The sequence below is a fragment of the Butyricicoccus sp. OF10-2 genome (genome assembly GCF_003481925.1).
Taxonomy (GTDB): Bacteria; Bacillota; Clostridia; order Oscillospirales; family Butyricicoccaceae; genus Agathobaculum; species Agathobaculum butyriciproducens.
This window is the reverse complement of the sequence record NZ_QUMC01000005.1, coordinates 85,175-111,775: the sequence shown is the minus strand read 5'-3', so window position 1 is coordinate 111,775 and position 26,601 is coordinate 85,175. Positions and strand designations below refer to the sequence as shown.

Annotated in this window: 25 protein-coding genes and 1 pseudogene; 11 read left to right on the top strand and 15 right to left on the bottom strand. The window is 54.7% G+C overall.

From position 1 onward, the window contains the following. Window positions 1-65 precede the first annotated feature (65 nt). From DXB00_RS04590 to ptsP, 6 genes and pseudogenes are all read left to right on the top strand, one after another. On the top strand, window positions 66-338 hold the full coding sequence (locus tag DXB00_RS04590) for a hypothetical protein (RefSeq protein WP_117751252.1): 273 nt from the start codon (window positions 66-68) through the stop codon (window positions 336-338). After that, window positions 301-1,970, top strand: a pseudogene (locus DXB00_RS04585) (Cof-type HAD-IIB family hydrolase). Before DXB00_RS04590 ends, DXB00_RS04585 begins: the two are co-directional and overlap by 38 nt. A 19-nt stretch (window positions 1,971-1,989) precedes the next feature. Further along, window positions 1,990-2,157: a helix-turn-helix domain-containing protein gene (locus tag DXB00_RS04580; RefSeq protein WP_118729074.1), complete on the top strand. Its 168-nt coding sequence runs from the start codon at window positions 1,990-1,992 to the stop codon at window positions 2,155-2,157. A 20-nt stretch (window positions 2,158-2,177) separates the two neighbouring features. Beyond that, a complete protein-coding gene (locus tag DXB00_RS04575) occupies window positions 2,178-2,825 on the top strand; it encodes a hypothetical protein (RefSeq protein WP_118729073.1) in 648 nt (215 codons plus the stop codon). Next, window positions 2,812-3,069, top strand: a complete 258-nt coding sequence (locus tag DXB00_RS04570; protein ID WP_118729072.1) for an HPr family phosphocarrier protein — start codon at window positions 2,812-2,814, stop codon at window positions 3,067-3,069. The genes DXB00_RS04575 and DXB00_RS04570 overlap by 14 nt, the downstream gene beginning before the upstream one ends. A gap of 12 nt (window positions 3,070-3,081) precedes the next feature. Further along, the gene (gene ptsP / locus DXB00_RS04565; protein ID WP_118729071.1) at window positions 3,082-4,731 is read left to right on the top strand and encodes a phosphoenolpyruvate--protein phosphotransferase; all 1,650 of its coding nucleotides are present in this window, start codon (window positions 3,082-3,084) and stop codon (window positions 4,729-4,731) included. 54 nt (window positions 4,732-4,785) lie between these two features. Here ptsP and DXB00_RS04560 read toward each other — a convergent pair whose 3' ends face one another. From DXB00_RS04560 to DXB00_RS04535, 7 genes are all read right to left on the bottom strand, one after another. Continuing rightward, complete coding sequence (locus DXB00_RS04560; protein WP_118729070.1) at window positions 4,786-6,483, bottom strand: recombinase family protein; 1,698 nt, start codon at window positions 6,481-6,483, stop codon at window positions 4,786-4,788. A gap of 12 nt (window positions 6,484-6,495) precedes the next feature. Next, on the bottom strand, window positions 6,496-6,645 hold the full coding sequence (locus DXB00_RS16275) for a hypothetical protein (RefSeq protein ID WP_158578271.1): 150 nt from the start codon (window positions 6,643-6,645) through the stop codon (window positions 6,496-6,498). Window positions 6,646-6,744: 99 nt separating this feature from the next. Beyond that, window positions 6,745-7,941: a RecQ family ATP-dependent DNA helicase gene (locus DXB00_RS04555; RefSeq protein WP_118729069.1), complete on the bottom strand. Its 1,197-nt coding sequence runs from the start codon at window positions 7,939-7,941 to the stop codon at window positions 6,745-6,747. Continuing rightward, the gene (locus DXB00_RS04550) at window positions 7,934-9,538 is read right to left on the bottom strand and encodes a hypothetical protein (RefSeq protein WP_118729068.1); all 1,605 of its coding nucleotides are present in this window, start codon (window positions 9,536-9,538) and stop codon (window positions 7,934-7,936) included. Before DXB00_RS04550 ends, DXB00_RS04555 begins: the two co-directional genes overlap by 8 nt. Window positions 9,539-9,856: 318 nt before the next feature. Next, entirely contained in the window at window positions 9,857-10,177 is a 321-nt protein-coding gene (locus DXB00_RS16160) for a hypothetical protein (RefSeq protein ID WP_147359187.1), read from the bottom strand. Further along, window positions 10,174-11,478, bottom strand: coding sequence for a hypothetical protein (locus DXB00_RS16155; RefSeq protein WP_147359186.1), 1,305 nt, complete (start codon window positions 11,476-11,478; stop codon window positions 10,174-10,176). The genes DXB00_RS16160 and DXB00_RS16155 overlap by 4 nt, the downstream gene beginning before the upstream one ends. Window positions 11,479-12,277: 799 nt before the next feature. After that, window positions 12,278-12,472 (bottom strand): hypothetical protein, encoded by a 195-nt coding sequence (locus DXB00_RS04535; RefSeq protein WP_118729065.1) that lies wholly within the window; start codon window positions 12,470-12,472, stop codon window positions 12,278-12,280. A gap of 250 nt (window positions 12,473-12,722) precedes the next feature. On the opposite strand from DXB00_RS04535, the gene DXB00_RS04530 reads away from it, so the two are divergent. The 4 genes from DXB00_RS04530 (at window position 12,723) to DXB00_RS04515 (ending at window position 17,856) form a co-directional block, all read left to right on the top strand. Further along, window positions 12,723-13,775: a hypothetical protein gene (locus tag DXB00_RS04530; protein ID WP_118729064.1), complete on the top strand. Its 1,053-nt coding sequence runs from the start codon at window positions 12,723-12,725 to the stop codon at window positions 13,773-13,775. A gap of 194 nt (window positions 13,776-13,969) precedes the next feature. Continuing rightward, entirely contained in the window at window positions 13,970-14,179 is a 210-nt protein-coding gene (locus DXB00_RS04525) for an S-layer homology domain-containing protein (protein ID WP_158578270.1), read from the top strand. Window positions 14,180-14,190: 11 nt separating this feature from the next. After that, the gene (locus tag DXB00_RS04520) at window positions 14,191-15,009 is read left to right on the top strand and encodes an S-layer homology domain-containing protein (protein WP_118729062.1); all 819 of its coding nucleotides are present in this window, start codon (window positions 14,191-14,193) and stop codon (window positions 15,007-15,009) included. Window positions 15,010-15,081: 72 nt separating this feature from the next. After that, the gene (locus DXB00_RS04515; RefSeq protein ID WP_118729061.1) at window positions 15,082-17,856 is read left to right on the top strand and encodes an MBL fold metallo-hydrolase; all 2,775 of its coding nucleotides are present in this window, start codon (window positions 15,082-15,084) and stop codon (window positions 17,854-17,856) included. A gap of 106 nt (window positions 17,857-17,962) precedes the next feature. Here the strand turns inward: DXB00_RS04515 and DXB00_RS04510 are convergent, their stop codons facing one another. From DXB00_RS04510 to DXB00_RS04495, 5 genes are all read right to left on the bottom strand, one after another. Next, on the bottom strand, window positions 17,963-19,594 hold the full coding sequence (locus DXB00_RS04510; RefSeq protein WP_119214569.1) for a solute:sodium symporter family transporter: 1,632 nt from the start codon (window positions 19,592-19,594) through the stop codon (window positions 17,963-17,965). A gap of 116 nt (window positions 19,595-19,710) precedes the next feature. Then, entirely contained in the window at window positions 19,711-20,190 is a 480-nt protein-coding gene (locus tag DXB00_RS17675) for a sugar ABC transporter substrate-binding protein (RefSeq protein WP_305143089.1), read from the bottom strand. Further along, entirely contained in the window at window positions 20,082-20,723 is a 642-nt protein-coding gene (locus DXB00_RS17670) for a sugar ABC transporter substrate-binding protein (RefSeq protein ID WP_305143088.1), read from the bottom strand. The genes DXB00_RS17675 and DXB00_RS17670 overlap by 109 nt, the downstream gene beginning before the upstream one ends. Window positions 20,724-20,819: 96 nt before the next feature. Next, window positions 20,820-21,998, bottom strand: a complete 1,179-nt coding sequence (locus DXB00_RS04500; RefSeq protein ID WP_118729059.1) for a Gfo/Idh/MocA family protein — start codon at window positions 21,996-21,998, stop codon at window positions 20,820-20,822. Window positions 21,999-22,032: 34 nt separating this feature from the next. After that, window positions 22,033-22,965 carry a sugar phosphate isomerase/epimerase family protein gene (locus DXB00_RS04495; protein ID WP_118729058.1) on the bottom strand — a complete coding sequence of 311 codons (933 nt, stop codon included), beginning with the start codon at window positions 22,963-22,965 and terminating at the stop codon, window positions 22,033-22,035. A 224-nt stretch (window positions 22,966-23,189) separates the two neighbouring features. On the opposite strand from DXB00_RS04495, the gene DXB00_RS04490 reads away from it, so the two are divergent. Beyond that, on the top strand, window positions 23,190-24,044 hold the full coding sequence (locus DXB00_RS04490; protein ID WP_118729057.1) for a helix-turn-helix domain-containing protein: 855 nt from the start codon (window positions 23,190-23,192) through the stop codon (window positions 24,042-24,044). 203 nt (window positions 24,045-24,247) lie between these two features. On the opposite strand, the gene DXB00_RS04485 is transcribed toward DXB00_RS04490, so the two are convergent. Genes DXB00_RS04485 through DXB00_RS04475 form a run of 3 tightly spaced genes read right to left on the bottom strand, consistent with a single transcriptional unit; the run spans window position 24,248 to window position 26,599 of the window. After that, complete coding sequence (locus tag DXB00_RS04485) at window positions 24,248-24,940, bottom strand: class II aldolase/adducin family protein (protein ID WP_110436230.1); 693 nt, start codon at window positions 24,938-24,940, stop codon at window positions 24,248-24,250. Window positions 24,941-24,952: 12 nt separating this feature from the next. Continuing rightward, the gene (locus DXB00_RS04480) at window positions 24,953-25,612 is read right to left on the bottom strand and encodes an HAD family hydrolase (protein WP_118729056.1); all 660 of its coding nucleotides are present in this window, start codon (window positions 25,610-25,612) and stop codon (window positions 24,953-24,955) included. Then, window positions 25,613-26,599 carry a transketolase family protein gene (locus DXB00_RS04475; RefSeq protein ID WP_118479004.1) on the bottom strand — a complete coding sequence of 329 codons (987 nt, stop codon included), beginning with the start codon at window positions 26,597-26,599 and terminating at the stop codon, window positions 25,613-25,615. It abuts the gene before it with no gap. Window positions 26,600-26,601 lie beyond the last annotated feature (2 nt).

Genomic DNA, 26,601 nt, shown 5'->3' with positions numbered 1-26,601 from the left:
TTTCACCCCTCTGGCCGCTGAACGAAATCGTTCAGCGGCCGCCGTACAGGAAAGGAGTTTTCTCAATGAACAAGACCGCATTACTGCACGAGGCCAAACAGCAGCAGCAGGCCCTTCGGCAGCTTTCCCTCTGGAAGCGAATCGCTATGCTGCTCTCCTCCTGCGCGGCGGTGCTGGCATGGTGGGGCATCGCGGGCAGCGGATTGCGCTTTGCGGGCGGCGTATGCGGCGTGATTATTGCGCTGGTGTGCGCGGTCTGCGCGGCTGTGATCGGACTGGGCATCCGCAACGGAAACCGCAATGTCGCCAACATTTTGTCGGCGGCAGAGCAGGCATAAAGGAAGAAATGCAATGAATCAACAACAATATCGGTTGCTGTGCATGGATATTGACGGCACGCTTCTGAATTCGGCGCACAAGCTGCCGCTCGCCAACCGCGAGGCTGTGCAGTTTGCGGCGAAGAACGGCGTGACCATCTGCCTGATGAGCGCACGACCGCCGCGGGCGGTGTTCCCGATTCGGGATGCGCTCGGCGTGGATGGACCGCTGGTGTGCTGCGGCGGAGGACTTATTCTCTCGGGCGAAAACCGGCTGGCGGACAGCCGCCTGACCCGTGCATGTGCGCAGGCTGTCCGGCAGGAAACGCAGGCGAGAGGTATCCACTTGAGCGTTTACCGCGACCTCGACTGGCTCATTGCCGCCGAGGACGAGTGGAGCCGCGCCGAGGCGCAGATAACCGGCGTACAGCCGACCGTCGCGCCGTTGGAGACGCTGTTTGCAGACTGGGGCGACGCAGGCGCGCACAAACTGCTCTGCATAGGCGAGAAATCGCAGATTGACGAAATGATTCCGGTACTGGAGGCAAAGCACCTGCCGATGACGCTCGTGCGCTCCAAGGACGAATATCTTGAAGTCGTACCGGCAGGCGCGGGCAAGGACACGGCCATGCATGTGCTGTGCGATTCGCTGCACATCTCGCCCAATGAGGTGATGGCACTCGGCGATCACGACATTGACGCGCCGCTGCTCCGCGCTGCCGGACTGGGCATTGCAGTGGGCAACGCTTCTCCGATTGCACGGGCAGCCGCCGACGAAGTGACCGCTTCGTGCGACGAGGACGGCGTGGCGTGCGCCATTTATCGCCATATCGGAGGAGGTGCAGGCATGAAATACCGTTTACTCGCGCTCGACCTTGACGGCACACTGCTGAACTCCCGCAAGGAGGTAACGCCTGAGGTCAAACAGGCGCTCGAGTGGGTCAAGGAACGCGGCGTACACGTTGTGCTCTCGACCGGACGCATTGTCGGCGAAGCGGCGGAGTTCGCCCGTGAGCTGCCCTGCGAGGATTTGATGGTCACGGCGGGCGGCACGGCGATTGCCACTGCATCGGATGAGCGCATTCTGCAAAGCTGGGACATGCCGTGCGAAATCGGCGCAAAGGTGGTTGAGGCGGTGCAGAGCCGGCCGGTGCGCGTGATGATCTACGTCGGCAGCAAAATCTATATCAACGAATATTCCAACCGCGATTTTGTCGCAAATTACCGCGTAGAGGGCTTTCATGCGAATAAAATCGTCGTGGAGGACATCGCCGGTGAGATTCGGAAAAACCATCTGAACGTCACCAAGGTGTACGCACTAGGTGAACGCGAGGTGCTCGAACAGGCGCTTGTGGAGATTCGGCCGCTGCCGGGTCTAACGATCACAAGCTCAGGCTCGGACAACTTTGAGATTCTGCCTGCCGGTGCGGACAAGGGACGCGCGCTCACCCGCCTAGCGAGATGCTCGGCATCACGCCGGACGAAATGGTCGCCATCGGTGACAGCGACAACGATGCGGAAATGCTCCGTGCAGTCGGGATGCCGGTGGCGATGGGCAACGCGGATGCAGCGCTCAAGGATCTGGCAAAATACATCACCGCAGACTGCGACCATGACGGCGTAGCACAGGCGGTCTATCACCTATTCCAATAACACAAGAGGAGGAAGAGACATGCCGTTTATGACCATTCCGGAAGCTGCGGTTTTATGGCACATTTCCGCCGCCGAACTGCGGCAGCTTTGCGAAAACCATGCGATTCTCGGCGCGATACGCGTGCATCAGCGCTGGTTTATCCCGGAGGACGCGGCCTGTCCTTCCGAAATCCTTCCCGTATCCTGAACCTTGTCGGAGGTCTTTCCATGGCACAAACCGATCTGCAAATCCACAGCAGCCTGACTGCAGGCGGGGAGCTTTCACCGCGTGCACTGGCCGAACGCTGCTGTGAGGAACGGCTGACGCTGGCGGCTTTGACCGACCGGCGGGCGGTCAGCGGTGTGCCGGAATGTATCTGGCGCGGCGCACAGCTCGGTGTGCGCATTTTGCCCGGCATTGAACTCGACTGCCGCTGGCGGGAACAGGATTTTCTCACGCTCGGCATCGGCATTGACATCACCTGTCCGGCGCTGCTCGAGATTGAGCGGACGCGGAACGATTCGGTGCAGTCATTTGCAGCCGAGCAGGCGATTCACACGATTCACGAAGCAGGCGGACTGGCCGTGCTCGTGCCGCCGAATGAGATGGACGACACCTTTCCGGTGGCGGCATTCGACGGCATTGCAGCATACGTCAGTCACAGCCAAGCAGATACCGCGCGGTATCACACACTGGCACGCAGACACGGTTTGATCGTCACCGGCGGCAGCGGATTTCTCAGCGAGAACAAGCCGCCGTATCGACCGGGTGCAGTGGACTTTTATGGACACGAACCGCAGGTTGCAGCGACATTTCTCGCCGCAATCCACCATTTGAATGAAGAAAAAAGGAGTTTTCATCATGACAGCATTTGAGTACACCATTACGGATTCCATTGGCATTCATGCACGTCCGGCAAGCCTGCTGGCGAAGGAGGCCGCGAAGTTCAAGAGCAAGGTTTTCCTGCATTTCGGCGATAAAAAAGCGGATGCACGCCGTCTGATCGCCATCATGGGCATGGGCATCAAGCACGGCAACACCGTTCGCGTGGAAGTGGAAGGCGAGGACGAAGCGGAAGCGGCAGCGCAGATTGAGGTATTTTTCAAGGCGAACCTGTAAGGAGTGAGCGAGATGGAGCAGATTTTCGGCAAAGGCGTATCCAAAGGCGTAGCGGCAGGCCCGATCAGCTTTTACCGCAGAGCAAGCGGCGTCATTCCGCGCCATGAGGTGAGCGACACTGCGGCAGAGCTGGAGCGATTCCGCGCAGCGCGGGAGACGGCGAAGGAGCAGCTCGCAAAGCTGTATGACAAGGCACTTGCTGAGGCCGGTGAGGACGCGGCAATGTTGTTCGAGGCGCACCAGATGATGCTGGACGATCTGGATTTCGTGGAGAGCATCGAGGGTATGATTGAGAACGACCGTGTAAACGCCGAGGCCGCCGTCAGCGACACCGGTGTACAGTTCGCGGAAATGTTTGCTGCGATGGATGACAGCTACATGCAGGCGCGTGCAGCGGATATCCGCGATATTTCCGCGCGGGTGATCGGTATTCTGACCGGCGAGGGTGAAAGCGGCATCGTGTCCGATGTGCCGTGCATCGTGGCGGCAGATGATCTTGCGCCGAGCGAGACCGTGCAGCTGGATAAGGCTCTTATTCTGGGATTCATCACGGCAGGCGGCTCGGCGAACTCACACACGGCGATTCTGGCCCGCACGATGGGCATTCCGGCCATTATCGGTGCAGGAGATGCGCTGCAGCCGGAAATGGAGGGCAAGTACGCCATCATTGACGGCCAGACCGGCGAGGCGGTTATCGAGCCGGATGATGCCGAGCGTGAGCGTCTGCTCAAAAAGCAGGCCAAGGAGAAGGCGCTGAAAGAACTGCTCGATCAACTCAAGGGCAAGCCGAATGTGACCAAGGACGGCCGGAATGTGATGGTCTACTGCAATATTGGCTCCCCGGCAGATATTGATGCGGTTCTGCAGAATGACGGCGGCGGCATCGGCCTGTTCCGCTCGGAATTTCTGTACCTGCAGGGCAGCGACTATCCGACCGAGGACGAGCAGTTCAAGGCTTATAAGACGGTCGCGGAGCGCATGGGCGGCAGGCGCGTTATCATCCGCACGCTGGACATCGGCGCGGACAAGCAGGCGGACTATTTCCACCTCGATAAAGAAGAAAACCCTGCCATGGGTCTGCGTGCCATCCGCATCTGTCTGACCCGTCCGGAGGTGTTCCGCACACAGCTGCGGGCGTTGTACCGCGCATCGGCGTACGGCAAAATCGCTATCATGTTCCCGATGATCACCTCGGTCTGGGAGGTGCAGGAGATCAAGCGTATCTGCCGCAACATCCGTGCGGAACTCGCGGAAGAAGGTGTACCGATGGCGGACAAGGTCGAGCTCGGCATTATGATCGAGACACCGGCCGCCGTCATGATGAGCGCAGAGCTGGCGCGTGAGGTGGACTTTTTCTCGGTCGGCACGAACGATCTGACGCAGTACACGCTGGCGGTTGACCGGCAGGGTGTGGGTCTCGACCGTTTTTTTGACGCGCACCATCCGGCGGTGCTGCGTATGCTCCGCATGGCAGCCGAGAACGCGCACAAGGCCGGAATCTGGATCGGCATTTGTGGCGAACTCGGCGCAGACGCGGAACTGATCGAAACCTTCCTGTCGATGGGTATCGACGAGCTTTCGGTTTCGCCGTCGGCGGTGCTGCCGCTGCGGTCGGCGATTCGCTCGATTGATACGACAACACTGGCTCCGCTGGAATTGTAAAAAAGGATAAAAGCAGTGATGCGCTTCATTTTTGAAGGCAGCATCACTGCTTTTTTATTCCAAATGCCAGCGCACGAGATACGTCACCGTATACTCACCCTGATAACCGGATCGCGCCCGCTGAAAGCTCATTTGCAGCTGTGAGTTAGAGGTTTGCATCTCAGATACGATCGGCTCTGCACCGGTGGTGAGGAAAATATCGAGCGAGATATGGGTTTTGCTCTCGTCCGAGTCCACGATGATATGGTCAACGAGCGCCTTGGACATCTCGCGCGAGAACCCGCAGCTCATCTGCCACCGTTCCTCGATAATGCGGCGCAGATTTTCCACCCGTCGGATACGTTCTTCCAGTGTCTTGTTCGCATTCTGTAGTTCTGTTCGCTGCTGCTCGAGGGCGGCAAGCTGCTCGTTGCAGGTCTCATTGCGCTGCTTGAACTCGTCGTTGGAGAGCGCACCCGCAAGCGCGAGGTCGAGCAGCTTGTCCTTGCGGCGGGTGACCGTTTCGATTTCCTGCTCGACTTGAGCAAGCGCAGGGGCGTTATCCTGCTGTGCGGCAAAGGCGCGCAGATTGTCGATGTACTCCTGCACAGCGGCTGAGCGCTCGTCCGTTATCTGCTCGAACACACGCTCTAAAATGCGGTCCAGCTCGCGGCTGTAAACCGTCGGGGAATTGCAGCCGCCGGTTTTGCCCTTTTCACGGTACAGCCTACAGTTCCAGCACTCCGCCTCGCCGCGGCTTTTGCTTTTATACACATGCCTGTGGAAAGTTGTGCTGTGCTTCGCGCAGATGAGCTTGCCGCTGTAGGCGTAGCGGTTCTGGGATGCCTGCGCGTGCGCCTTCATGGTCTTGCCGCGCGAGGCAAGCAGACGGTTAGCCCGCTCCCACAGCGCTTCGGGCACGATGGCAGGCACACGGTCGTCCTTATGCACGAGCCATTTGTCTGCACTCAGGCGGTAGCTGCGTTTGTCGCGGTAGTCGCGCGAGGCGTACCGCCGACCGGCATAGCAGCCCTTGTATTTCGGGTTGCGGATCATGCCGTACAGCGTGGAGTAGGTGAGTGGCTTGCCCTGCCGCCCGCGTACACCGCGGCTGTCCAGGTCGTTGGCAATGGCGCGGAGACCGAGGTCTCCGGCAGCGTAGCGCTCGAACACCTCACGGACGACGGCGGCTTCCGGCTCGACAATCTCCAATCGCCCGTCAACCTTGTTGTACCCGAACAGATTGTTCTGACCGAGCAGCACACTGTTCTCCTGCGCACGCTTAAAGCCGAAGCGCGTGCGTTCGGATAGCTTGCGTACCTCGTCCTGTGCGATAGAGGACATGATGGTGAGCCGCAGTTCGGCATCCTTGTCAAAGGTGTTGATGTTGTCGTTCTGAAAGTACACGCCCACGCCGCAGCGCAGCAGCTCGCGCGTGTAGCGCAGGCTGTCGAGTGTATTTCTGGCGAAACGGCTGATCTCCTTGGTGACGATGAGGTCAAAGCGGCCGCGTTTCGCGTCCTCGATCATCTTGAGAAACTGTTCACGTCCCTCGACAGACGTGCCGCTGATGCCCTCATCGACGTAGCCGCCGGCAAATCTCCAGTGCGGATTTGCGGCGATGTAGTCCTCAAAATAGCGTTTCTGGTTGCCGAGACTGTTGATCTGCTCGTCTTTGTCGGTCGAAACGCGGGCATAGTACGCCACAGCAAGCTCGGTATCGAAGATGCTGCGGCCCTGCGCCTGCATTTCGTCCAGTCTGCGGACGTCCATCAGGCGGCCTCCTTACGGCGTGCTGTGCAGCCGGGTTAGCTTGTCCGTCTGCACATGGCGGACAAAATCGTGCTCGTCGCGGGTGATGCAGCCGCTCTTCAGCATTTCGTCGTTGAGTGCGAGAATCTGGTAGATCTGCGCACACAGGAAATTGTTGGTCATGAAAATTCCTCCTTCTGGTAGTTAGGATTGCCGTGATGCGGGCGGTTTAATCATTCATACATATAAATATTATATCAATGACAGGCGTGGTTGATACGCTTATCGAAAGTACTTCGTGATACCCTTCCACACCTTGTTCGGCTCGCGCAGAACCTTTTTTAGCGCCTTCAGACGCTTTTTGCCGCTGGAAACGGTTTCGGGGTCGCGGCTGCTGTGGATAAGGTTTTTCACCACATACTCGTCCGACGGCGCGTAGAGCAGTACGGCGCGAGCTTTCTTTCCGTCGCGTCCGGCGCGGCCGATTTCCTGCGTGTACGCGTCAATGCCGATGGGCAGTCCGGCGTGCACGACCAGACGCACGTCGGGACGGTCAATGCCCAGACCGAAGGCGTTCGTAGCTACGATGATCGGACGCTTTTTCGTCAGAAAGTAGTCCTGCACGTGGGCGCGTTTGCGGCGTTTCATTTTGCCGTGATAAGCCTTCACTGGATAGTCACGAGAACGCAGCCATTTGGTGGTGCGCTTGACATCCTTGACGCGTGGGCAGTAGATGATCGTGGCACCGTGCTTGCGGTACTTGCGAAGTACATCGTCCAGCAGTCTGAGCCGTGCGTTCTGCAGCTTGCGGGTCTTTCCGGTCTTATCGCGGATGGTAATCTTCTTGACATAGATTTTGATATTTTTCCGACGAATCGGAAACAGCAGGCGCTTGGGGTCGTGCATGCACAGCCGCTCGGCGATGTAGTTGAGGTCGGAGCACGTGGCGGTCGCGGTGAACGCCAGCACCTGCGGGTGCTTGGGCAGCGACTCGATGAACGGCCCGATACGGCGGTAATCCTTGCGAAAGGCGTGCTCGACCTGCGGCAAAATATGCGCCTCGTCAACGACCACGCGGCGCACATGCGCGGCGACAAGTGCGGTGCGCACGTCCTCACGGCGGAGCTGCTCCGGCGCAAGGTAGAGAAGGCCGCCGTTTGCGGCAAAGTCTCGCAGAATATCAGCGTGCATGGACGTGCTGAGGTCGGAGTTCAGCAGGGCGGCGTGCACGCCTCTGCGCTCGAGTGCCTGTACTTGATCGCGCTGCAGCGCGCGCAAGGGCGAGAAAACAAGCGTGAGCGAACCCGGCTCATCGAGCAGTGCAGGCAGCTGGTACAGTAATGACTTTCCGCCGCCGGTTCGCAGCCGAACGAGGACATCACGTCCGGCAAGAATCGGCGTCAGTGCACGTTCCTGTTCATCGCGCAGATGTTCGATACCGAATGTCTGCAGTGCAGGATATATATCCCTATTATACATTATTGTCCTCCTCGTTGCCCGCCGGAATGGATGGAATGCTGGAATTTATGAACTTTTTCGTTGGGATTGCAAGATAGCGTCTGCCAGCCCCCTCAGTGTTGATTTTGACCTTTTCAGACGTGCAGAGCGAACGGTCCTTCAATGCCTGTACAACATCTTCGACAAGCTCGGGACCGACTCCGGCACGCTGCAGCAGACCAGCGAAGCGGTCGGGATGATAGACTAGCAGCGGCTCGTTCTGATACGTGTATTCGAACGCCGTTGTCTCAGCAAGTTCCTCGAGTGACTGCGGCCGCGGATGGATCGCGTCCTTGTAACGCTCCGGCTCGAGCAGGAAGGCAACACCCTTATCGATTGTTTCTGCGCGGGAAAGCTGTGCCTCTTTTGCGACGCGCTCAGCCTCGCCGGAGATGCGGTCGAATGCAGCACGGCTGTTTTCATTGGTCAGCAGAGCGTGGCGGATAAACTGCCGTGCAATGGTAATCCAGCGCTCCGGAAGATTCAGCCGGTAGGCGTGTGGATTGCCGGCAAGATCATCAATGGCCTCGTTGAGCGTGCCTGCTGCTCCAGAAATGCAGCACAGCAGCTTGGCAGCCGCCAGGCGAAGGCAGTCTGCGTCGGACTCGCGCGGAGCGTGTACCTGTTTGGGCACAGTGACGGTGTACGCATACGCCGCCGGAAAGGTATGCGTGGAGATGACGATGGGGAACGCGGCAAACGGGCGTGCCTCGGCGTTGCTGGTAAGCAGCCGAATGCGCGAATGCTGTTCGATCGTGTCGATCAGCAGCTTGCGCGGTGCGTCTCCGATCGGCTCGAGCAGAACGAGCCGCCCGCTCGCAGCGGGGCTGTACACCGGAGGCTGACTGTTTTCGAGGCGCAGCGTAAGTGGGCGCTCGAACGGCGCAGAGGGAGAGCGGAGCAGGTCAACCGTATGGAAGTGTTCTTCGAGGTTTTCGCGAACCGAAAGGGCCTGCGCGTTCGGCAGTGCGAAAACCATAAGGAAATTCGGGACGCTTTCCAGTGTCGATTCGCTCCATACGCTTGCGAGCAGTACGGCCTCGAGAACCGGCAGGACAAGCGGGTCATTCTGCAGCAGTTCGATGAATCGGGATTCGTCGAAAGCACCGAGCGACTTGACAGCCTGCGTATTGCTGAGAATGTCGGAAAAAAGTGCCGTTTCTGTAGAAAAATCTTTCTCGACGTACGCACGATTGCGGGATAAGGTGTCGCACATCTCGTATACAAGGTCAACCTCTCGGTCGCTGAGGTCAAGTCCAGGAAAGCGCGGTTTCTTGTCCCATGCGGTCGTGCGGACGGCATAGGTGAGGCGAATGTCTGATTGATAAATTACTACAATTTTCCAACGCGTATGCACATCGGCGGACGAAATGCCGACCGCACCGACCTGCTCGGCGAGAAACGGCACGCGCAGGTCGCTGGCAATCACAGCACCGCGGTTCGTGATGAAGTAATCGCTCGCATCGACACGATCGCAGAGCTTGGCGGGAAATGCGTCGTCGGGCCAGATTTTTTCAAGCAGGACGACAGCGTCAGCCGCATGCGCGGCAAGGGTACGGATAAGCTCTTCTTCGTTCATAATTTTGCTCCTTTTTGTGGGGGTGATGATTTGAAAAACGTTTTTCGCTGTTTGTGATTTTATTATACATAATGAAAGAACTCCAATCGAGTTAACGTGCTCACAGCAGGGGAAATGTAACAGCTAGTTTTGAAAAAAAGTAAAAATAGATATAATACGATTTTAAATAGAAATATTGTTCGGGAAATGTAATGTGTAATGATATGAGCAGGGAGAAAAGAAGATGTGTGCTCACAGCAGGGTAAATTTATGTTATGAAAAAAAACGACCGTCTGCACGAGACAGACGGTCGCAGTGAAAAATAGGAAATGGGAATGTTTAAGCATTCGCAAAAGGATCTTGATTCTGGCGAATGGAGTTCCAGTAATCAGCACCTTTTGAAAGATGGTCTTCAGCGCGTGAGATAAGCTGATCAGACGGCAACAAGAACCAACATGAATCAAGCAGTTTGTCTTCTGTGGAAAGCAATATATCGTACATCAGGTTAGTTAGAGTATCTTCTGGATAGAACCATTGGATTGTATGGGTCAGTAATGGAAAATCGGTACCGGACATCTTCAGCGGCAGTTTGTGAGGTACTTGTGCTGCATGTCCTTCATAGTTATCCACATACTGGGGATAAGATTGCGCGGTTTTCAAAAAGTTCTGTGCCCACAGCCAGAGATTTGTAACTTCAGATTCTTCATCTTCGTCCAGAAAGAATCCCCCGGAAAGTAAACTTCATCAAGTGCAGGTGATGGAGCAGAGACCATCTGCTGTTCCAGAAGATGCGCTGTTACAAAAGCACCGATGAAATAGTCCGCGGTGGAGTAAGATGTGTTTGGATCAGAAGATGCCTTTGGCCAAATGATACGATGAAGACGGGTAAAAAACATCTTGGTACAGGGTCCGGTCACATAGTCATTCGGTTCAAGCAGTATCGGAACAGATGGAGGATCCCCTTCAAGCATATCGAGGGCATGTGGCTCACATTGAAACCAGAAGGGGTGGGTATATCCATACGAGTGATGTTGTTTCTTGTGCTCCAGAGACAGCTCGAGTGCGTCAGCGGTAAAATCATTTAGTGCTGCAACAAAAGAGGCAACAGCGGAGGGAAGCTCTTTTCTGGCTGCCTGTGCCTGTTTGCGGTATTTGCTGATTTCTTTGTTCAATGTTTTGTTATCCATCAGTTTTGATGGAATTGGCGGTATTTTAAATGATTTCGAATCCGAGAACAATGCACTTAGCGTACAGAAGATATCATCATACTGATGGCTGCGTTTTGCAGATTCCAATGCGGTCTGCAGTTTTTGCAAATAAACATGCAGATTGGTATCGGTATCTTTATTGGAATCCGAGGATACTTTTTTTAAGCTGGCTTCATTTAAAGTATAGGCCAATCGTCGCGTGATCTCTGGGGAACAAACCAGTTCACGGAATTGGCGTAATGCGGAGAATTGAGGATTTTCTACGAATTCAAGAGTGGAAAAGCAAAGGTAAAATAGTTTGCTGATATTGGTAGGAATATCGTTTTTATGTAGTTGCTTTTTTAAGCTGCAAAGAATCTTGTATCGATCCTCATCATAGCTTGTACAGAAAAAAGAATAATAGAGTTGCTTGTCCCAGTCGGGAGAGAGTGAATGACCACGCTTTTTGAGAAGATTAACGGCAAAGCGGTAATGCTTAAGTCGTTCTTTTGTAGTAAAGCAGTTGTATATCAATGGATCGATTGCGACAGCATCATCGGCGTTTTGAAAGCGGAGAAGTGAATTGCTGTTGCCTTCATCTTGAAATGCGAAACTGTAATACCGATTGGAAAATAGTCGGAGCCATTCTCGCAGCAGCTGAACAAGTTGGAAAAGCGAATAATAGTAATCACGGGTTGCATCTTTGAGATCGTATGAAGTTTCTGTTTGAAGGGCTTCATATAAATCTGTGATATCGTCATAAGAGGTTGGCAAATCCTCGCATACGACCGGAAAATCGTTATAATAGGCCAGAAGATTTTCGTAAGAAGTAGAGAAGTCTTGATGAGCAGTCTGAAGATTATCGTATAAATCAAAGTCATCATAGCGTAGCTGATTTTTTTACATACAATGGAGAAATCCTCATAGTAAGATAGAAGATCCGTATATGAAACGCAGACAGACCTATAGAAGGCTTGCAAGTAATTGTAAATATGTGGAGAATGATCATAATCATCATACAGAGAACGAATAAGTTCGTCACATGTAGAAAGAGAGAAATCATTTCGCTTGCAATGTGCCTGGTAATAACCAAAATATTTTTCAAGTGAATAGACGAAATAGGGGTGCTGTTTCATCAGAGGCAGGAAACAGGCAGGTGATAACATATAGCGCAGATCGCCTTTACGCAGATAGTTGTTATACAGAACGGTTATTGCTTGGAGAAATTCCATGTCCAGCGTTCGCGGCAGGAACGAATTGTCGTCTGTGTCGTTATAATAGCTGTGCAGCGGTTTGCGCCGGAGATTTGACATTTTGATGCTGTCGGATAGGTTGGGGAACAGCCAATCAAAATAGGCTTTGGATTCCAGAATATGGTTATTCGGGGGGGATCCTTTTCAGTAGTTTGCGGGTGCAGGACAGTGCGAAATTCTTTTATACGGTACTGCTTTTCATATTTTTGAAGCGCAGCCATGATCCAGTCTGTGATGACACAGCTGATCAAAATGTCGTATAAGGATTGTTGTGTTCCGTTAAAAGTTGAGGTTTGTGTGTGCAGAAAAGATAGGAAATTTTATGTATGTTTCTGCAGATACGGAAATTTTTTTAGTTTTTTATCAAGCCAATTTGGCAGAGTCTTAGCGTTAGATTTAGATGGTTTCCAAGCAAAGAAAAACCGCAGATCATCTTCGACCTCTTGAATATTTTTTCGGAGTTTAAACGATTCGGAAGGGGATAGAAATTGAGGAGTTTCTTTAAATGTAATCATAAGAGTATCACCTCTATATATAAAGTACATTTATTCCAATCCTATAGGATATAAATGATCTATCCATAGGATATTTTCAATTCTCAGTTATAGTATAAACTGACAGGATAGTAATTGCTATATATTTCTATCTTGTATAACAAATATCGTTCTTGAATGATTACTGTTTATTACTGTATTGTTCGGACGATATAACTTTTTATCTGTGCACAACAGTCTGATAAAATTATAAAAGAAGAAGGTATATGAGATGGACATTTATCATTCTATACATACAATCACGTTACAGCGGAAGATTCCGCTTGAGGAAGTAAGCAGCTATCGCAGTCTGCTGTATGGCTTGTCTGACAGATATGGAACAGGCAGCTATCGAAAATCAGAAAATGAATACTATTTTTACATGTACGCACCGCAGGGCGTGATGATAAGCCTGCGGGCCGCGCGAAACTGCGGTTTTATCAAATTAACAATCAATCTCAATTCGCTGCTCTATATGGAGATACAGAGAGTAGCATTATTCAGCCCGTGCCGAGATTATATGAGAACACTGGACTGCAATCTGCGCGATATCCTGCGTGATGCACAGCTCGGCACACCGGAGACCTTCACATTTGCACGGGTAGACTTCAGCGTGAACGCAAAAACACCGGACCCGCTTGCGTATATTGCGTTGGCGCACAAGGGCGGTGTGCCGAACGGCTTTAAACAGACCTATCCGCGGTTTGACAACAAAAAGCGGAATAGACTCATTCGATACGCGTATTCCTACGATTTAACGTACAGCATAGAGGAGTATGCCATCTCGCTGTACTCCAAAGCGGATCAGCTGCGGGACGATTACAGCGCACAGCTGACCGACTATCAGCAGGCACAGGGTATACTCCGGCTGGAGGCGAAATACGGCGCCGCCATGCTGCAAAAGCACTTCGGCATAACCGATCTGTCGTATTCACCGGAATTGCTGTACCGGTTCCTGCAGGAATCATCGTGTATCCTGTGCAAAGCTATGCAGGACTGCTTTCCGGCGGGAACATATTACTCGCTTGCGGCGGTGCAGGAGCAGCTTGCCCAAGCGGGAAAATCCGTGCAGAGGGAGCGGCTGGGCACATGGATTGCGCAGACCTCACGCATGAGCAGCGCCTGCAAGGCACGCCGTGCGCTTTGCGCGGAACTTTCCGGCTCGCAGTATGCCGCACTGATGGTCTATCAGCGCACGAGCGGGATCAACCCGGTGACGATCGGTCGTGCATGGAAACGGAAGGCGCTGCCGAGTCTGCAGAGCGTGTTCGGCTTTGCCGAATAACCGGGGGATCTAACAATCGGACAACGAATCCCATAGGAATCGTACAACACAGAACGCAGGCAGGCGAAACTCCTGCGTATCGTGCAACAATTCTGGCTTTTCTTCATTTTCGCTTTGGTACGAACACGGTACAATAATGCCAGTAGGGAAAACGATGAAATTCAGCCGACACGAGTAAAGAAGGGAGAATGAAAATGAAACGCAAACGGATATGTGCATGGTTTATCACTGTGGCAATGCTGCTGACGATGCTGCCGTCAGCTTTTGCCGTATCATTTGCGGACACCCGCGGACACTGGGCGAAAGACGAGATCAACCGCTGGAGCGACCGCGGTGTCATTCAGGGCCACGACGGCGATTTTGAGCCGAACAGCCCGATAACAAGAGCAGATATGCGGTTATAATAGACCGCGTAATGGACTACCAGACTAAGGCGGAGAACAACTTCGCTGATCTGGGTACGGCGTACTACACCGACCCGATCCTGCGTGTAGCGCAGGCGGGCATTATGCAGGGTGACGGCAAAAATGTCCGCCCGAAGGACAAGATCACCCGTGAAGAGGCGGTCAGCATGCTGGCACGTGCACTGTCGGTAACAGTGGGCGGCAGCTCGACGAATTTTGCGGATAACAGCCGCATTTCCTCGTGGGCAATGTCAAACGTGGCAGCGTTTGCGGAGAATGGCTACATCGCAGGCCGCAGTGGAAACCGCTTTGAGCCGAAGGCGAATATCACCCGCGCAGAGGTCGTCAAGCTGTTAGATAACATGATTTCGGATTATATCACCGAATCTGGCACGGTAACACCCAAGGGCACCGATATTGTCATCGTCAAGACGTCTGGCGTTACACTGAACAAGACTAAGCTGAGCGGTACGGTTGTTCTCGGCGGCAAGGCCGGCGAAGTGAAGGCGACCGACTGCGAGATTACCGGCAAGGTTGTTAAGATTCACAACTCCACGCTGGTAACCAGCGGCAGCACGAGCACGGGCGGCTCGACCGGCGGTTCCTCGGGCGGTGGCTCGTCTGCACCGGCAGCACCGAGCGCGTACCCGCGCACCAAGGGGCAGGAGACCTCCAAGAGTCTGGGCGTATTCAACTATGACATGACCTATTTTGTCACGCTGACCGCACAGGACGGTGCAGACATTTACTACGAGATCGCGGAAGGCGCGGACAAGGCAGCCGTTCCGACCACGGCAAGCAAAAAGTTTGAAACCTACCAGTATCGTTAGATCGAGATCACCCAGCCGACCGCAAGTGCGGATGATCCGGTCACCAAGACCTATAACGTCAAGGCGATCGCGGTGAAGAACGGCAGAACCAGCAGTGTTGCAAACTGGAACTACGATGTTACCAGCATTCCGCACCACGAGCTGAAGGTAGGCGCACCCAAGGACTGGAACGGCAATGATGTTCCGGATGTAACGCTCATTCAAGATTACGATAGCGACAAGATGTATCTGGTGCAGGGTGCCAAGCGCGCAATGGTTCTGGATGCCGGCTACTTTGACGCAGACGACGCGGCCAATCTGTACGAGACCGCACGAGAGATCGTCGGCGAAGGCAAGCCGATCGACCTTATCATCGGCCACCCGCACCCCGATCATGTGCAGATGACGCACCAGTTCCTGTGCGAAGAAAACAAGAATCTGGGCGCTAAGGTTTATGTCAACGAGCGCGGTATCGACGTGCTGCGCGAGTACGTGGAGCAGTTCGGCGTAGCCTCCGGCATGTTCGCGGATAAGGACGCAGCAGACGCGGCCTACGCTGCACAGCTGAAAACGCTGAAAAACGGCGACGTTTACGACATGGGCGGCACCAAGTTCAACGTAATCGAGCTGCCGGGCCATCAGGTAGCAGGCATTATGCTGTTTGATACCGCGACCGGCAATCTGTTCACGACCGATCAGGTCGGCAACAACCGTGCACACATCACGGATTCGTTCTGGATGCAGTTCGCAAACCTGTCTTCGACGTTCTTCGCGGACTCGATGGACGTGTATCTGTCCTCTCTGCAGATCGCGCTGGAGCGCGTAGACAGCCTCGGCACAGTAAAACGCATTCTCACCGGCCATAACGACGTAGTGCTGGACGGCACAGCAAGCTATCTGGATAACCTGCAGACAGCGGTGCAGAAGGTCGTTGACGAGGGCGAGGATGCTATGACGCCGACGCTGCGCACGCTTGACAGCTTTAATGGATACCTCGAAAACACCAAGACTGTTGTAGTCGGTGACCGTCTGAAGGATATCAACTGGGTCGGCATCAACGTCAACCTGCAGAATTATCTGTCCGACGGCTACCGCAACGGCAACGAAGATAAGATTGCAGATCTGTCCAATCTGTCCGTACACAAGCAGGGCGAGAAGGGCAATCTGCTGTGGAACGACCCGAATTTCGGCATCAATGTAAACTGGCAGTACCCGACGGACGGCACCAAGCCGACCCGCAAGACCACGACCAGCTTTACCGCTGAGGCGGATGCTGACGCGACCTCGATCGAGATTGTTCCGACCGCGGCGTCCTCCGGCGCGAAAATTACGGTGAATGGCAAGACGGTAGAATCGGGCAAGGCGTATCAGGGCGCGCTCACCGGCGGTACTACGCGCTTCGTGATCAAGGTAACGGCAAAGAACGGTTCGGACAGCAAGACCTATACGCTGAACGTCAGCAAGAAGAACAGCAATCAGGTTGCAGCACCGTACACCTATACGGATTATGACAGCTATACCGACCCGTACTATCCGGATACGCCGGGTACCTTCACGGTAACGCAGTACATAGCGCTGTTCTCGGATACCGAGGGTGCTGAGATCAAGTATACGGTGGATGGTTCTGACCCCAAGACTTCGACTACGGCAAAGGTGTTCGACCAGACCAAGTTCAAGGCGGCTTCCGACGTCGGCGGTGCAGAAGTGAAGGAACTCATCACCATCGGCGCAGATACGGACAACTGGGACGGCAGTGCAAAGCAGACCAAGGTGGAACTAAAAGCCTATGCCTCCAAGGCAGGCATGGAGGACAGTGAAGTCGTAACCTTTACTTACACGATCGACCGCATGTCCAAGATGGAGCACAAGAGCCGTCTGATGTACGATATGGACAGCATGAAGGTTTGGAGCGTCATTGATTACGACAGCGATAAAATGTATCTGATCAAAGGCTCTAAGGGCGCACTGCTGATCGACGCAGGCATGGCACCGGCAGGCGCAAACAACCTGTATGAATACTGTAAGCAGTTGGCAGGTACGGATAATATTGATGTTTACATTTCGCATGGTCATCCGGATCATATCACGCAGCTGGGCGATTTCGTTCAGGCAGGCCGCAAGGTCTACATCAACGAAAAGGATATCCCGATGGCGCTGCAGTATGTGAACGACAAGACCGTAACGGCAGGCGACTTTACCTGCATCAGCGAAGGCTATCAGTTTGACCTCGGCGGCGTTGTGCTGGATAACTACGACATTCCGGGACATACGCCGGGCTGCATGATGCTGCTCGACAAGGCACACAACATTCTTTATTCGTCCGATCAGCTGGGCTGTAACCGCCGCAGCGTTGCAGATTCGCTGACTCTGATAAATAATGACGTTCGCGTACTGCTTTCAAGCCTGCGCATCTTCCGCGATAAGGTAACTGCACTGGCGGAAGCGGGCGAGATCGACCTCGACAAGCTGGTCGTCTGGAGCGGCCATGATGACTACGAGATTCACGATCTGCTCGGTCATCTGGATACGCTGATCACCGCCGCACAGAACATCGTGGACTACGGTCCGGCAACCGCGATGCGCGTTTCGGTACGCAATACCGGCGGCTCGGACGGCGCTTCTTTCGCGGGCGACCGTTATGCAAACGGCGGCACCGGACACTTCATCTGCATGAACGGCAGCAAGGCGAACGTTCTGGCAGGCGAGGATTACACCGCAGTAGACGAACTGGACAAGAAATACCGTTCGGACTATTCGGGCGGCATGTCCGGTGCAAGCCGCGCGGTGCAGGGCATATGTGTCCGTGCGCTGGCCATGAGCGGCGATACGCTGTTCCGGTTCTTTGAGCGGTTTGATCAGCTGGTGTGAGCAATAACAAAAGGCTCCTGTGTCACAAGACACAGGAGCCTTTTGCACCACTGCGGAGGGACACAGCGGCGCTGTCTAATGGCAGCAGTGCACGGGGAGTCGGACGTTATGCACCAATGCCGAGAGGCGAAAAGATAAGGTACATGATCGCAACAACTGCCGCACCGGCAATCGCCCAGACTTTGCCGCTCTTCCAGGGGGTCATATCCATGACCTTGGCATCCGGCATCTCCCACGCCAGCTGACGCGGACTTACCTTGATGCAGATTGCATAGATGATACACTCGAGAACGAACAGTGCGAATACAACATACAGATAGTGGAACTGGCTGAAGAACGGGATGACCTTGGTCAGACCGTACAGCACGATGTGGACCGGAATAACGATCTTCGGGGCGATAGCAGGTGCTTTTTTGCTGAGCAGACCGAACAGAACCGCGGTCAGCAGCGGCATGGAGAAGAAGCCCCAGCACTCGTTGATGAAGTTCATAATGCCGGTGCCGAAGAACATAACGAACGGTGCAATGGCGATGGAAACCACGCCGACAATCGTACCGAAGATCTGGCCGACCTTAACAACCTTGTTGTTGGAGGCCTGCTTGCCCCAGATGGGCTGCCAAACGTTCAGCGTGAAGATGGTGGATGCGGAATTCAGCACCGAGTTGAACGAGGAGAGGATCGCGCCGAACATAACGGCTGCGAAGAAGCCCATCAGCGGCTTGGGCAGCACTTCCATAACGAGAAGCGGGTAGGCCTGGTCAGCCGCCATGCCGACCGAGGTATCCATCTGACCGTTTGCCGCCAGCAGCTGGAATGCGATAATGCCCGGCAGAACGATGACAAATACGTCAAGGCACTTGAAGAAACCTGCCCAGATCGCACCCTTCTGGCTCTCTGCAAGGTTTTTGCCGCCGAGCGAACGCTGGATGATGGACTGATTGGTTGCCCAGTAGAACAGGTTGTTGACGAACATACCCGTCAGCAGCAGCGGCCACGGTACTTCCGGCGGAAGTGCGTTCGGCGCGGACCATGCGTTCATCTTTTCCGGCGTTGCGGAGATGAGGTGATCCAGACCGGCCATGAAGCCGCCGCCGTCCAGCTTGCCGAGGGCGATAATGCCGAGAATCGGAATAGCAAAGCCGCCGATGATGAGGCCGACACCGTTGATGGTATCCGAGTAGGCAACGGCTTTCAGGCCGCCGAATACTGCATAGCACATACCGATGATGCCGGTGCCGATGCAGATGATGGTGATGGCGCTGAAATAGCTGATGCCGAACATACTCTCGAGGTCAAAGATCTTAACCAGTGCGACCGCACCCGAATACAGGATGGTCGGCAGCATGGTAACGACATACGCGATCAGGAACAGCAGAGAGAACAGGCGCATGGTGAAGGTATCGTAGCGCATCTCGAAGAACTCCGGGATGGTGGCGATGCCGCCGCGCAGCAGCTTGGGCAGGAATACGAATGCCAGCACGATCAGCGCGAACGCCGAGGTGGCCTCCCAAGCCATCGTACTCATGTTGCCCGCAAACGCCTGTCCGTTCGTGCCGACAAGCTGTTCTGCGGAAAGGTTGGTCATCATCAGTGAACCGGCGATAACGATGCCGGGCAGTCCGCGTCCCGCGAGGAAGTAGCCTTCCTTGGTGGACAGGTCATCATCGCGTGTTTTCCACCAGGAAAGCACTGCTACCAGAATGGTGAACGCGACAAATGTTGCGACAGTAAATGCCATTTTGTTGTTTTCCCCCTTGTTTTTTTACTGTGTGGGCTGATTTTTGGGCGCAGAAAACCGCCTCCCCTTTGAAGAGGCGGTATCTGCATTTTATTCGATGGAACACAGAGATTCGGTCACTGGCCCAGGCGCTTTTCTACTTCAGCGCGGCGTTCTGCGGCATTGTCAGCCGTTACGACAGTCGCATCGGTCGCAATGAACTCGTCCAGCTTTTTGCCGTTCAGCGCATCGACTGCGGCCTGCACGCCGAGGTAGCCAACATCGTAACCGTCAACGGCAACGGTCATGGTCTCCTGACCGGCAAGAATAGCATCAATGCCCGCCAGATTGCCGCCGATGCCGACAAAGATGGTGTTCTTGTACGCCGGGAATGCGGCTGCGGCACGGGCGGCACCGGCTGCCATATCATCGTTGTTCGCTACGATGATGGATACGCCCTCCGGATGTGCCTGAATGATGGCCTCCATGCAGGTAACAGCCTTGTCCGCTACGCTGTCTGCGTACTGCGTCTCAGCAGAGAGATACTCGCCGCCAGCCTCGGCAATGCCCTGCTTAAAGCCTGCAATGCGTGCCTCCGAGGTGGAGTCGCCCTGCACACCCATGATGCCGATGGCGGTAATCTTCTTATCCCAGCCTTATCCTTTGCTGCCTCAACAGCGGCCTTGCCGCCCATTGCGGCCAGCTCCTCGTTGTTGAAGCCGACAAAGCTGAGCACCTTGTCCGAGTCGATGGCGGTATCAATCGCCACGATTGGCAGGTCGGTATTTGCAAGCTGTGTTGCAACGGTTTCCGCCTGAAGCGGCGCAACCACCATTGCATCACAGTCGTTCGCGCTGAGCGTGGTTTCAATCATGGAAAGCTGCTCGTCATATGCGGTCTCCGAGCTTGCACCCAGAACATCAACGGTCACGCCCAAATCCTTGCCGGCCTGCTTGCAGCCGTTGCCGACATACTGCCAGTACTCGGATGCGAGCGTTTTCAGAATGACCTTGATATGGTAATCCTGCTGTGTGGTCTGGTCGGCAGTGTCACCGCCGTTATTTGTCTGTGCGGTGCTGCCGCCGCAGCCTGCGAGAGCGCTCATCAGCATTGCACTGGACATCAATACAGCAAGTAATCTCTTTTTCATAATCTTTTCCTCCAAAATCAGTTCTTTATCTTTTTTCTTTACTTTTGAGAGAGTTGCCGGAGAGAAGAGAGAGGTGCTGAGAAAACAGCGTTGGTTTTATTCGTAATCGACCCAAGCAGAGCCGTTATTTGCGGATTCTACGCACTTTTCAATCCACTTGATACCCTGTGCGCCGGCCTTGACATCCGGATACCAGAAGTCGCCGTAAGCGCCCTTGTCCGCGTCAGCCATAGCGATTGCGAAACGTGCATACAGGTTGCTCCACGCCTCGAACAGACCCTCGGCATGGCCGCCGCCGATACGATCCTCGACACGCGCCTCGTCGGTCAGGTAGCCTGCGCCGCGCTCGAGCACGCGGGACGGCTCGCCTTCTACCTCGTACAGCATCTGGTTCGGACGCTCGTCATCCCACTCGAGAGATGCCTTGGAGCCGACTACGCGGATTTTATGGTAGTGGCGTGCGCCGCTGTTGATCGAGCTTGCCCAGCAGTAGATCTGAGCGCCTGCCTGTACGTTTTCGCTGCCCTTGAGGTTCATGATAACGAAGGCGTTGTCCTCCAGCTCACGACCCTCAACGAAGGAACGCTTGGTGCACATCAGGTTGTCGATCTTCATATCCGGGATCATCGCCTCGATGATGAACAGCGGGTGCGTGCCGACATCACCGAGTGCGAACGACGGACCTGCCTTGGACGGGTCAAAGCGCCACTTTGCGGACGGAACCTTGTCCTCGATCTTGAAGTTGTAGCCGCCGAACGCGAAACTCATGTTGATAACGCGGATCTCACCGAGATCGCCGTTTTTGATCATCTGGCGCGCCTGCTGGATCAGCTGATGGCCGGAGTAGCCGTAGGTCACGCCGACAACGCGGTGCTTTTCTTCCGACAGCTTGACCAGCTCGTCTGCCTGCTCGGAAGTGAAGCACAGCGGCTTTTCGCAGACAACGTGCAGACCGGCCTCGAGAGCAGCCTTGCAGACTTCGTAATGCATGCCGTTCGGCGTTGCGATGGACACCGCCTGTACACCGTCCGGACGCTTGGCCTCCTCAGCGAACATGGTCTTGTAATCCGGATAGCAGCGGTCTGGGTCAACGTGCAGCTGCTTGCCGAAGTCCTTGCCGCGCTCCGGATCAATGTCGAACGCGCCGGCAACCAGTTCAAAGTTGAAGTCGCGCAGTGCAGCCGAGCGATGGATGTAGCCGATCTGGCTGCCACGACCGCCGCCGACCATGCCCCAGCGAATGGGATTTTCTACTCGTTTTTCACCGTAATACATCGAAGAAACCTCCTGTAATTATATCATATTCTTGTTAAATCTCGTAGCCGACCGACTTGAGATAATCAACGCTTGCCTTTACATCACGCAGGCTGGTATCCGAGTTGCGCGGATCGCGCTCCTGCTCGATGGTGATGTAGCCGGCGTAGCCGATGTCGCTCAGTGCCTGCTTGATGGCCGGATAGTCGAGCGAACCTGTGCCGATGGGACACATGGCACCCTTGCCGCAGCCGTCGAAGAAGCGGATGCGCTCGCCGAGCACCTGACGGTAAACGGTTTCGTTTACGTCTTTGAAGTGGACGTAATCCAGCTTATCGGCGTACTTTTTGAGGTACTCCACCGGGTCCATGTGCGAGTAATACAGATGGCCGGTATCCAGACACAGACCGGCGACCTCATACGGGATATCGCGCACGACCTTTGCAATCTCGTCGGAAAATTCAATGTAGCCGCCCGCGTGCGGATGGATGACTGGGCGTACACCCCATTTGTTCGCGCGTTCACATACAGCGCGGACGTTGCCCATGAATCGCGCCCATTCCTCATCGGAAAGACGCGGCGCGGTGTCCGGATGGCCTGCGGCGTAGTCGCGCTCGTCATGTCCCCAGTCCATAACGGTCATGTACGGCGTGGGGAACTTCTGGCCGTCGTGGGTCTTGAGCACCGGCAGCTTGGGATCGGTGATTAGACGGCAGATGTCGTCAACCGCGTGCAGCACGCTCTCCTGATTGTCCGCGTCGAGCAAATCGTGGAAAATGGTGCCTGCCACGATGGCAAGACCGTTCTTGCGAAGCTCGTTGGCTACCAGCTCTGCGTCAATCGGCAGGTAGCCGTAGGGGCCAAGCTCGATGGCGCTGTAACCGGCTTTACCGGCTTCCTCCAGTACGCGCGTCCAGGGCGGTAAATACGGATTCTTGGGGTCATCCACACCCCAGCAACAGGGTGCGCCACAGATTTGAATGCTCATAATTGAAAACTCCTTTCGCTGTTTCCGTGAAGTTTTTGTTCTTTTTGATGATTTTATTATACTATTCCGGCGAATATGGTGTTTCTTTGTTCTTGCGTTTTGTTTTGTGAAAACTCTCGAAATATTGCACAAAAAGCAGGGGTATCAATTTGGTTTATACGGATTCTTGCGGTCTGCACCAAAATACGATATACTATACCTATATTCGCACAGGGGGAAAGAGCATGGCGGAAGAAGTACGTTTTGTATCCGGTCAGATGCCGAGTCTGCTGTACGCCACCAAGCAGATCGTAGCGGCATCGACTATCACACGCGCCATCCATCGGCATGAGCGGTTCACGGAAATGCTGTATGTCTATCAGGGGGCGGGTCAGTACATCGCGGGCGGCTACAGCTATCCGATCCGCACGGGGGATATCTTACTATATAATCAAGGCGATCTGCATGAAGTCACCTCGTCCCTGCAACACGAGATCGGTACGTTCTGCTTTGGCATTTCCGGTCTGCAGCTGTGCGGACTGCCGGAAGGGCATTTCACCAAGGCAGAAAACGGATTTGTGCGTCCGGCGATGGACGAGATTGACCACATGCAGTCGCTCAGCGAACTGATTTACGAGCACGCGGAACGGAGAACGTCCTACTCGGATGAAATCGTCGCACAGCTGCTGCCTGCGCTGGTGCTCCTGTCGGCCAATCTGCCGCCGGATGCGCGCGCCGCCGATCAGCCGCATAATCTGGTGCTGGCGAACCGTATCCGGCAGTACATCGGCACGCATTTCACCGAGCAGCTGACACTCGAGGATATTGGAGAGGCGATGTCCATGTCGCCGTATCATCTGGCGCATATTTTCAAGGAGATCACGGGTATGTCGCCCATCCATTATATGATACGCTGTCGTGTCGGTGAGGCGCAGAACCTGCTCATTTCCACCGATTACAGCGCAACGCAGATTGCCGCCATCGTCGGCTACACCAACGTAAACCACTTCAACGCCATTTTTGCGAAGCTGGTCGGTCTGCCGCCGATTCGGTATCGCAGGAAGTATCTGGAGAATATGCAGGGCAGCAGACTGCAGTAAAAGAACCTCGTCAAAGAATGCAGCGGATTCTCTGACGAGGTTTTAGATATTCTACAGGAATTTTATAATGGTGCGGACGATGCCCGCTAAAAAATCAGGACGGAAGGCTCGAGAGACCTTCCGTCCTGATTTTATTAGAGGGGTGTTGTCTTAAGGTTTGGTTTGGAAATTTCTATCTGAGTGAATAGGTAGACTGTGTGAGTTTAGTCGATTCGCTTTACCAGATCCTCCGGAATCTTGGCAGTGCCCTGACCGTAATACTGGAATACGTCAACCATCTGCTGAATCTGCGCGTCGCTCATCTGCTTGATCTCGCCGTTGACGCAGGCTGCGCGGGCAGCCAGATAGCATTTTGCGGCTTCTTCGAGGTAGACCGCAGCGTACAGCGCCTGATTGAGGTCCTTGCCGACCGTCATAACGCCGTGCTGAGACAGGATAACGGCATGACCGTTGCCGACGTACTTGACGGTATCGATGCCCATATCGATCGAGCCGGCAGCCGAATACGGCGTGATCGGCACATTGCCGCCGGCGGCATTGGCCAGTGCGGTGATGCATACGCGGAACTCGGTCAGGCCCGGAATGAGCGAAACCGCAGTCGCATACGGCTGGTGGGTGTGGATAACGGCGTTGATATCCGGACGCTCGCGGAAGATATGCAGGATAGCCGGTGTGTCGGACGAGGGCTTGCGGGTGCCTTCGATGACATTGCCGTCGATATCCATGACGATCATATCATCCTCGACCATCTTCTCATACATCATGCCGGACGGCGTAACGAGAATCTCGCCGGTCGGCATGCGTACGCTCAGGTTGCCGCAGGTCAGCGATACCAGCTCATAACGGTCGAGCAGGATACCGGCTTCGATGATTTCTTTTTTCATTTCCGAAAACATGGTGAATTCCTCCTAAAAAATCGTGAGCAGCTGTTCCGGTTTGCGGACGATGAATTCCGGATGGTAGGGCAGCAGCATTTCGAGCGGCTGATAGCCCCATGCGGCAGCAGCGGCTGCCGTTTGCGTGTTGCGTGCGGTCTGCATGTCCACATCGGTGTCACCGACATAGAGTATCTGCTCACGTGGTATGCCCAGCTGATCAAGCACAGGGTCCATCGAGTGCGGATCGGGTTTGGAGATGGTCTCTGGCGTCTGTCCGACGCACAGCTCCATCGCATCTCCGAAAAATCGGTCGATGAGCGCACAGGCAACGGCGTTGGGTTTATTCGTCAGAACGGCGTTCTTGATGCCGCGGCGGTTCAGCTCCGCAAGCGTTTCACACACCCCTGCATACGGCTGGGTGAGATAGGTGAAATCGCTGAGGTACGCGGCGCAGTCGTAATCGCGTATCGCGGGCTGAAGTGCGGCAACCCGATCAGGCGGGCAGCCGCCGAGCTTCAGCAGCTTATGGTAAAACTCCGCGATAGAAAGGCGGCACAGGTCACGGCATTCGTCGAGTGTAATGTCGTGAAAGCCGAAATGACGAAGGGACTGGTTACAGTAATGGTGAATGGTCGGCAGGGTATAGAGCAGCGTGCCGTCCAAATCCCAGACGCAGGCGCGAAAGCCCATTTATACCTCCAGGAAGTCTACAAAGCGAACGGCTTCCAGATCGGACTCTGCAACGCCGAGCTTCTTGCCGGTCAGGTCCTCGACAGCGGATACGAGGTGCATGGCATCAATGCCGTACTTCTTCATCAGATACATCTTGGACGCACCGTGCGGATAGCCCGGCAGGCCGATCTTGACCAGACGCTTGCCCAGTCCGTTCTCTGCGATAACATCAGCAACAGCGGAGCCGAGACCGCCGATATCCAGATGGTTTTCGATGGTAACAACGCCGTACTTGCTCTTATTGATGGCCTCAACGATGGTCGGGTCGGTGAACGGCTTGAGGGTGGAAACGTGCATATGCTGTACGGAAACGCCCTTTTCCTTCAGAACTGCGGTAGCGCGCATTGCTTCCTCGGTGCAGATGGAGGAGGACAGCAGAACGATGTCATCGCCTTCGCTCAGCACGCGGGCACGGTTGAACTGCATCGGCTCGTTTGCCGGGAACAGGCGCGGAACTTCCTTGCGAAGCATGCGGATGTAAACCGGACCGTTGTAGTTGTATGCCAGATCGAGCACGCCTTCGATTTCGGTCGCATCACCGATGTCGAAGATGGCCATGTTCGGCACCGTGCGAAGTACGCCGATGTCGTTGATGGACTGGTGGGTAACACCGCCCGGCGTGGTAATGCCCGGCACAAAGCCGACGAATACAACCGGCAGATTCGGATAAGCAACACTCATTTCCAGCTGATCGAGGATGCGGCGATACAGGAATACCGCAAAGGTGTGCAGGAACGGACGGTAGCCTTCACGGCACATGCCGGCTGCCCAAGAGCACATGTTCTGCTCAGCGATACCCATGGTCAGATAGCGGTCCGGGTAGGTCTGGCGGAACTTTTTTACTTCGCAGGAGGAGCCGAGGTCGGCCGACATAACCAGAACCTCCGGATGCTCGGCTGCGAAGCGAATCATATTTTTTTCATGTGTATTAACTTCGATCTTCATTT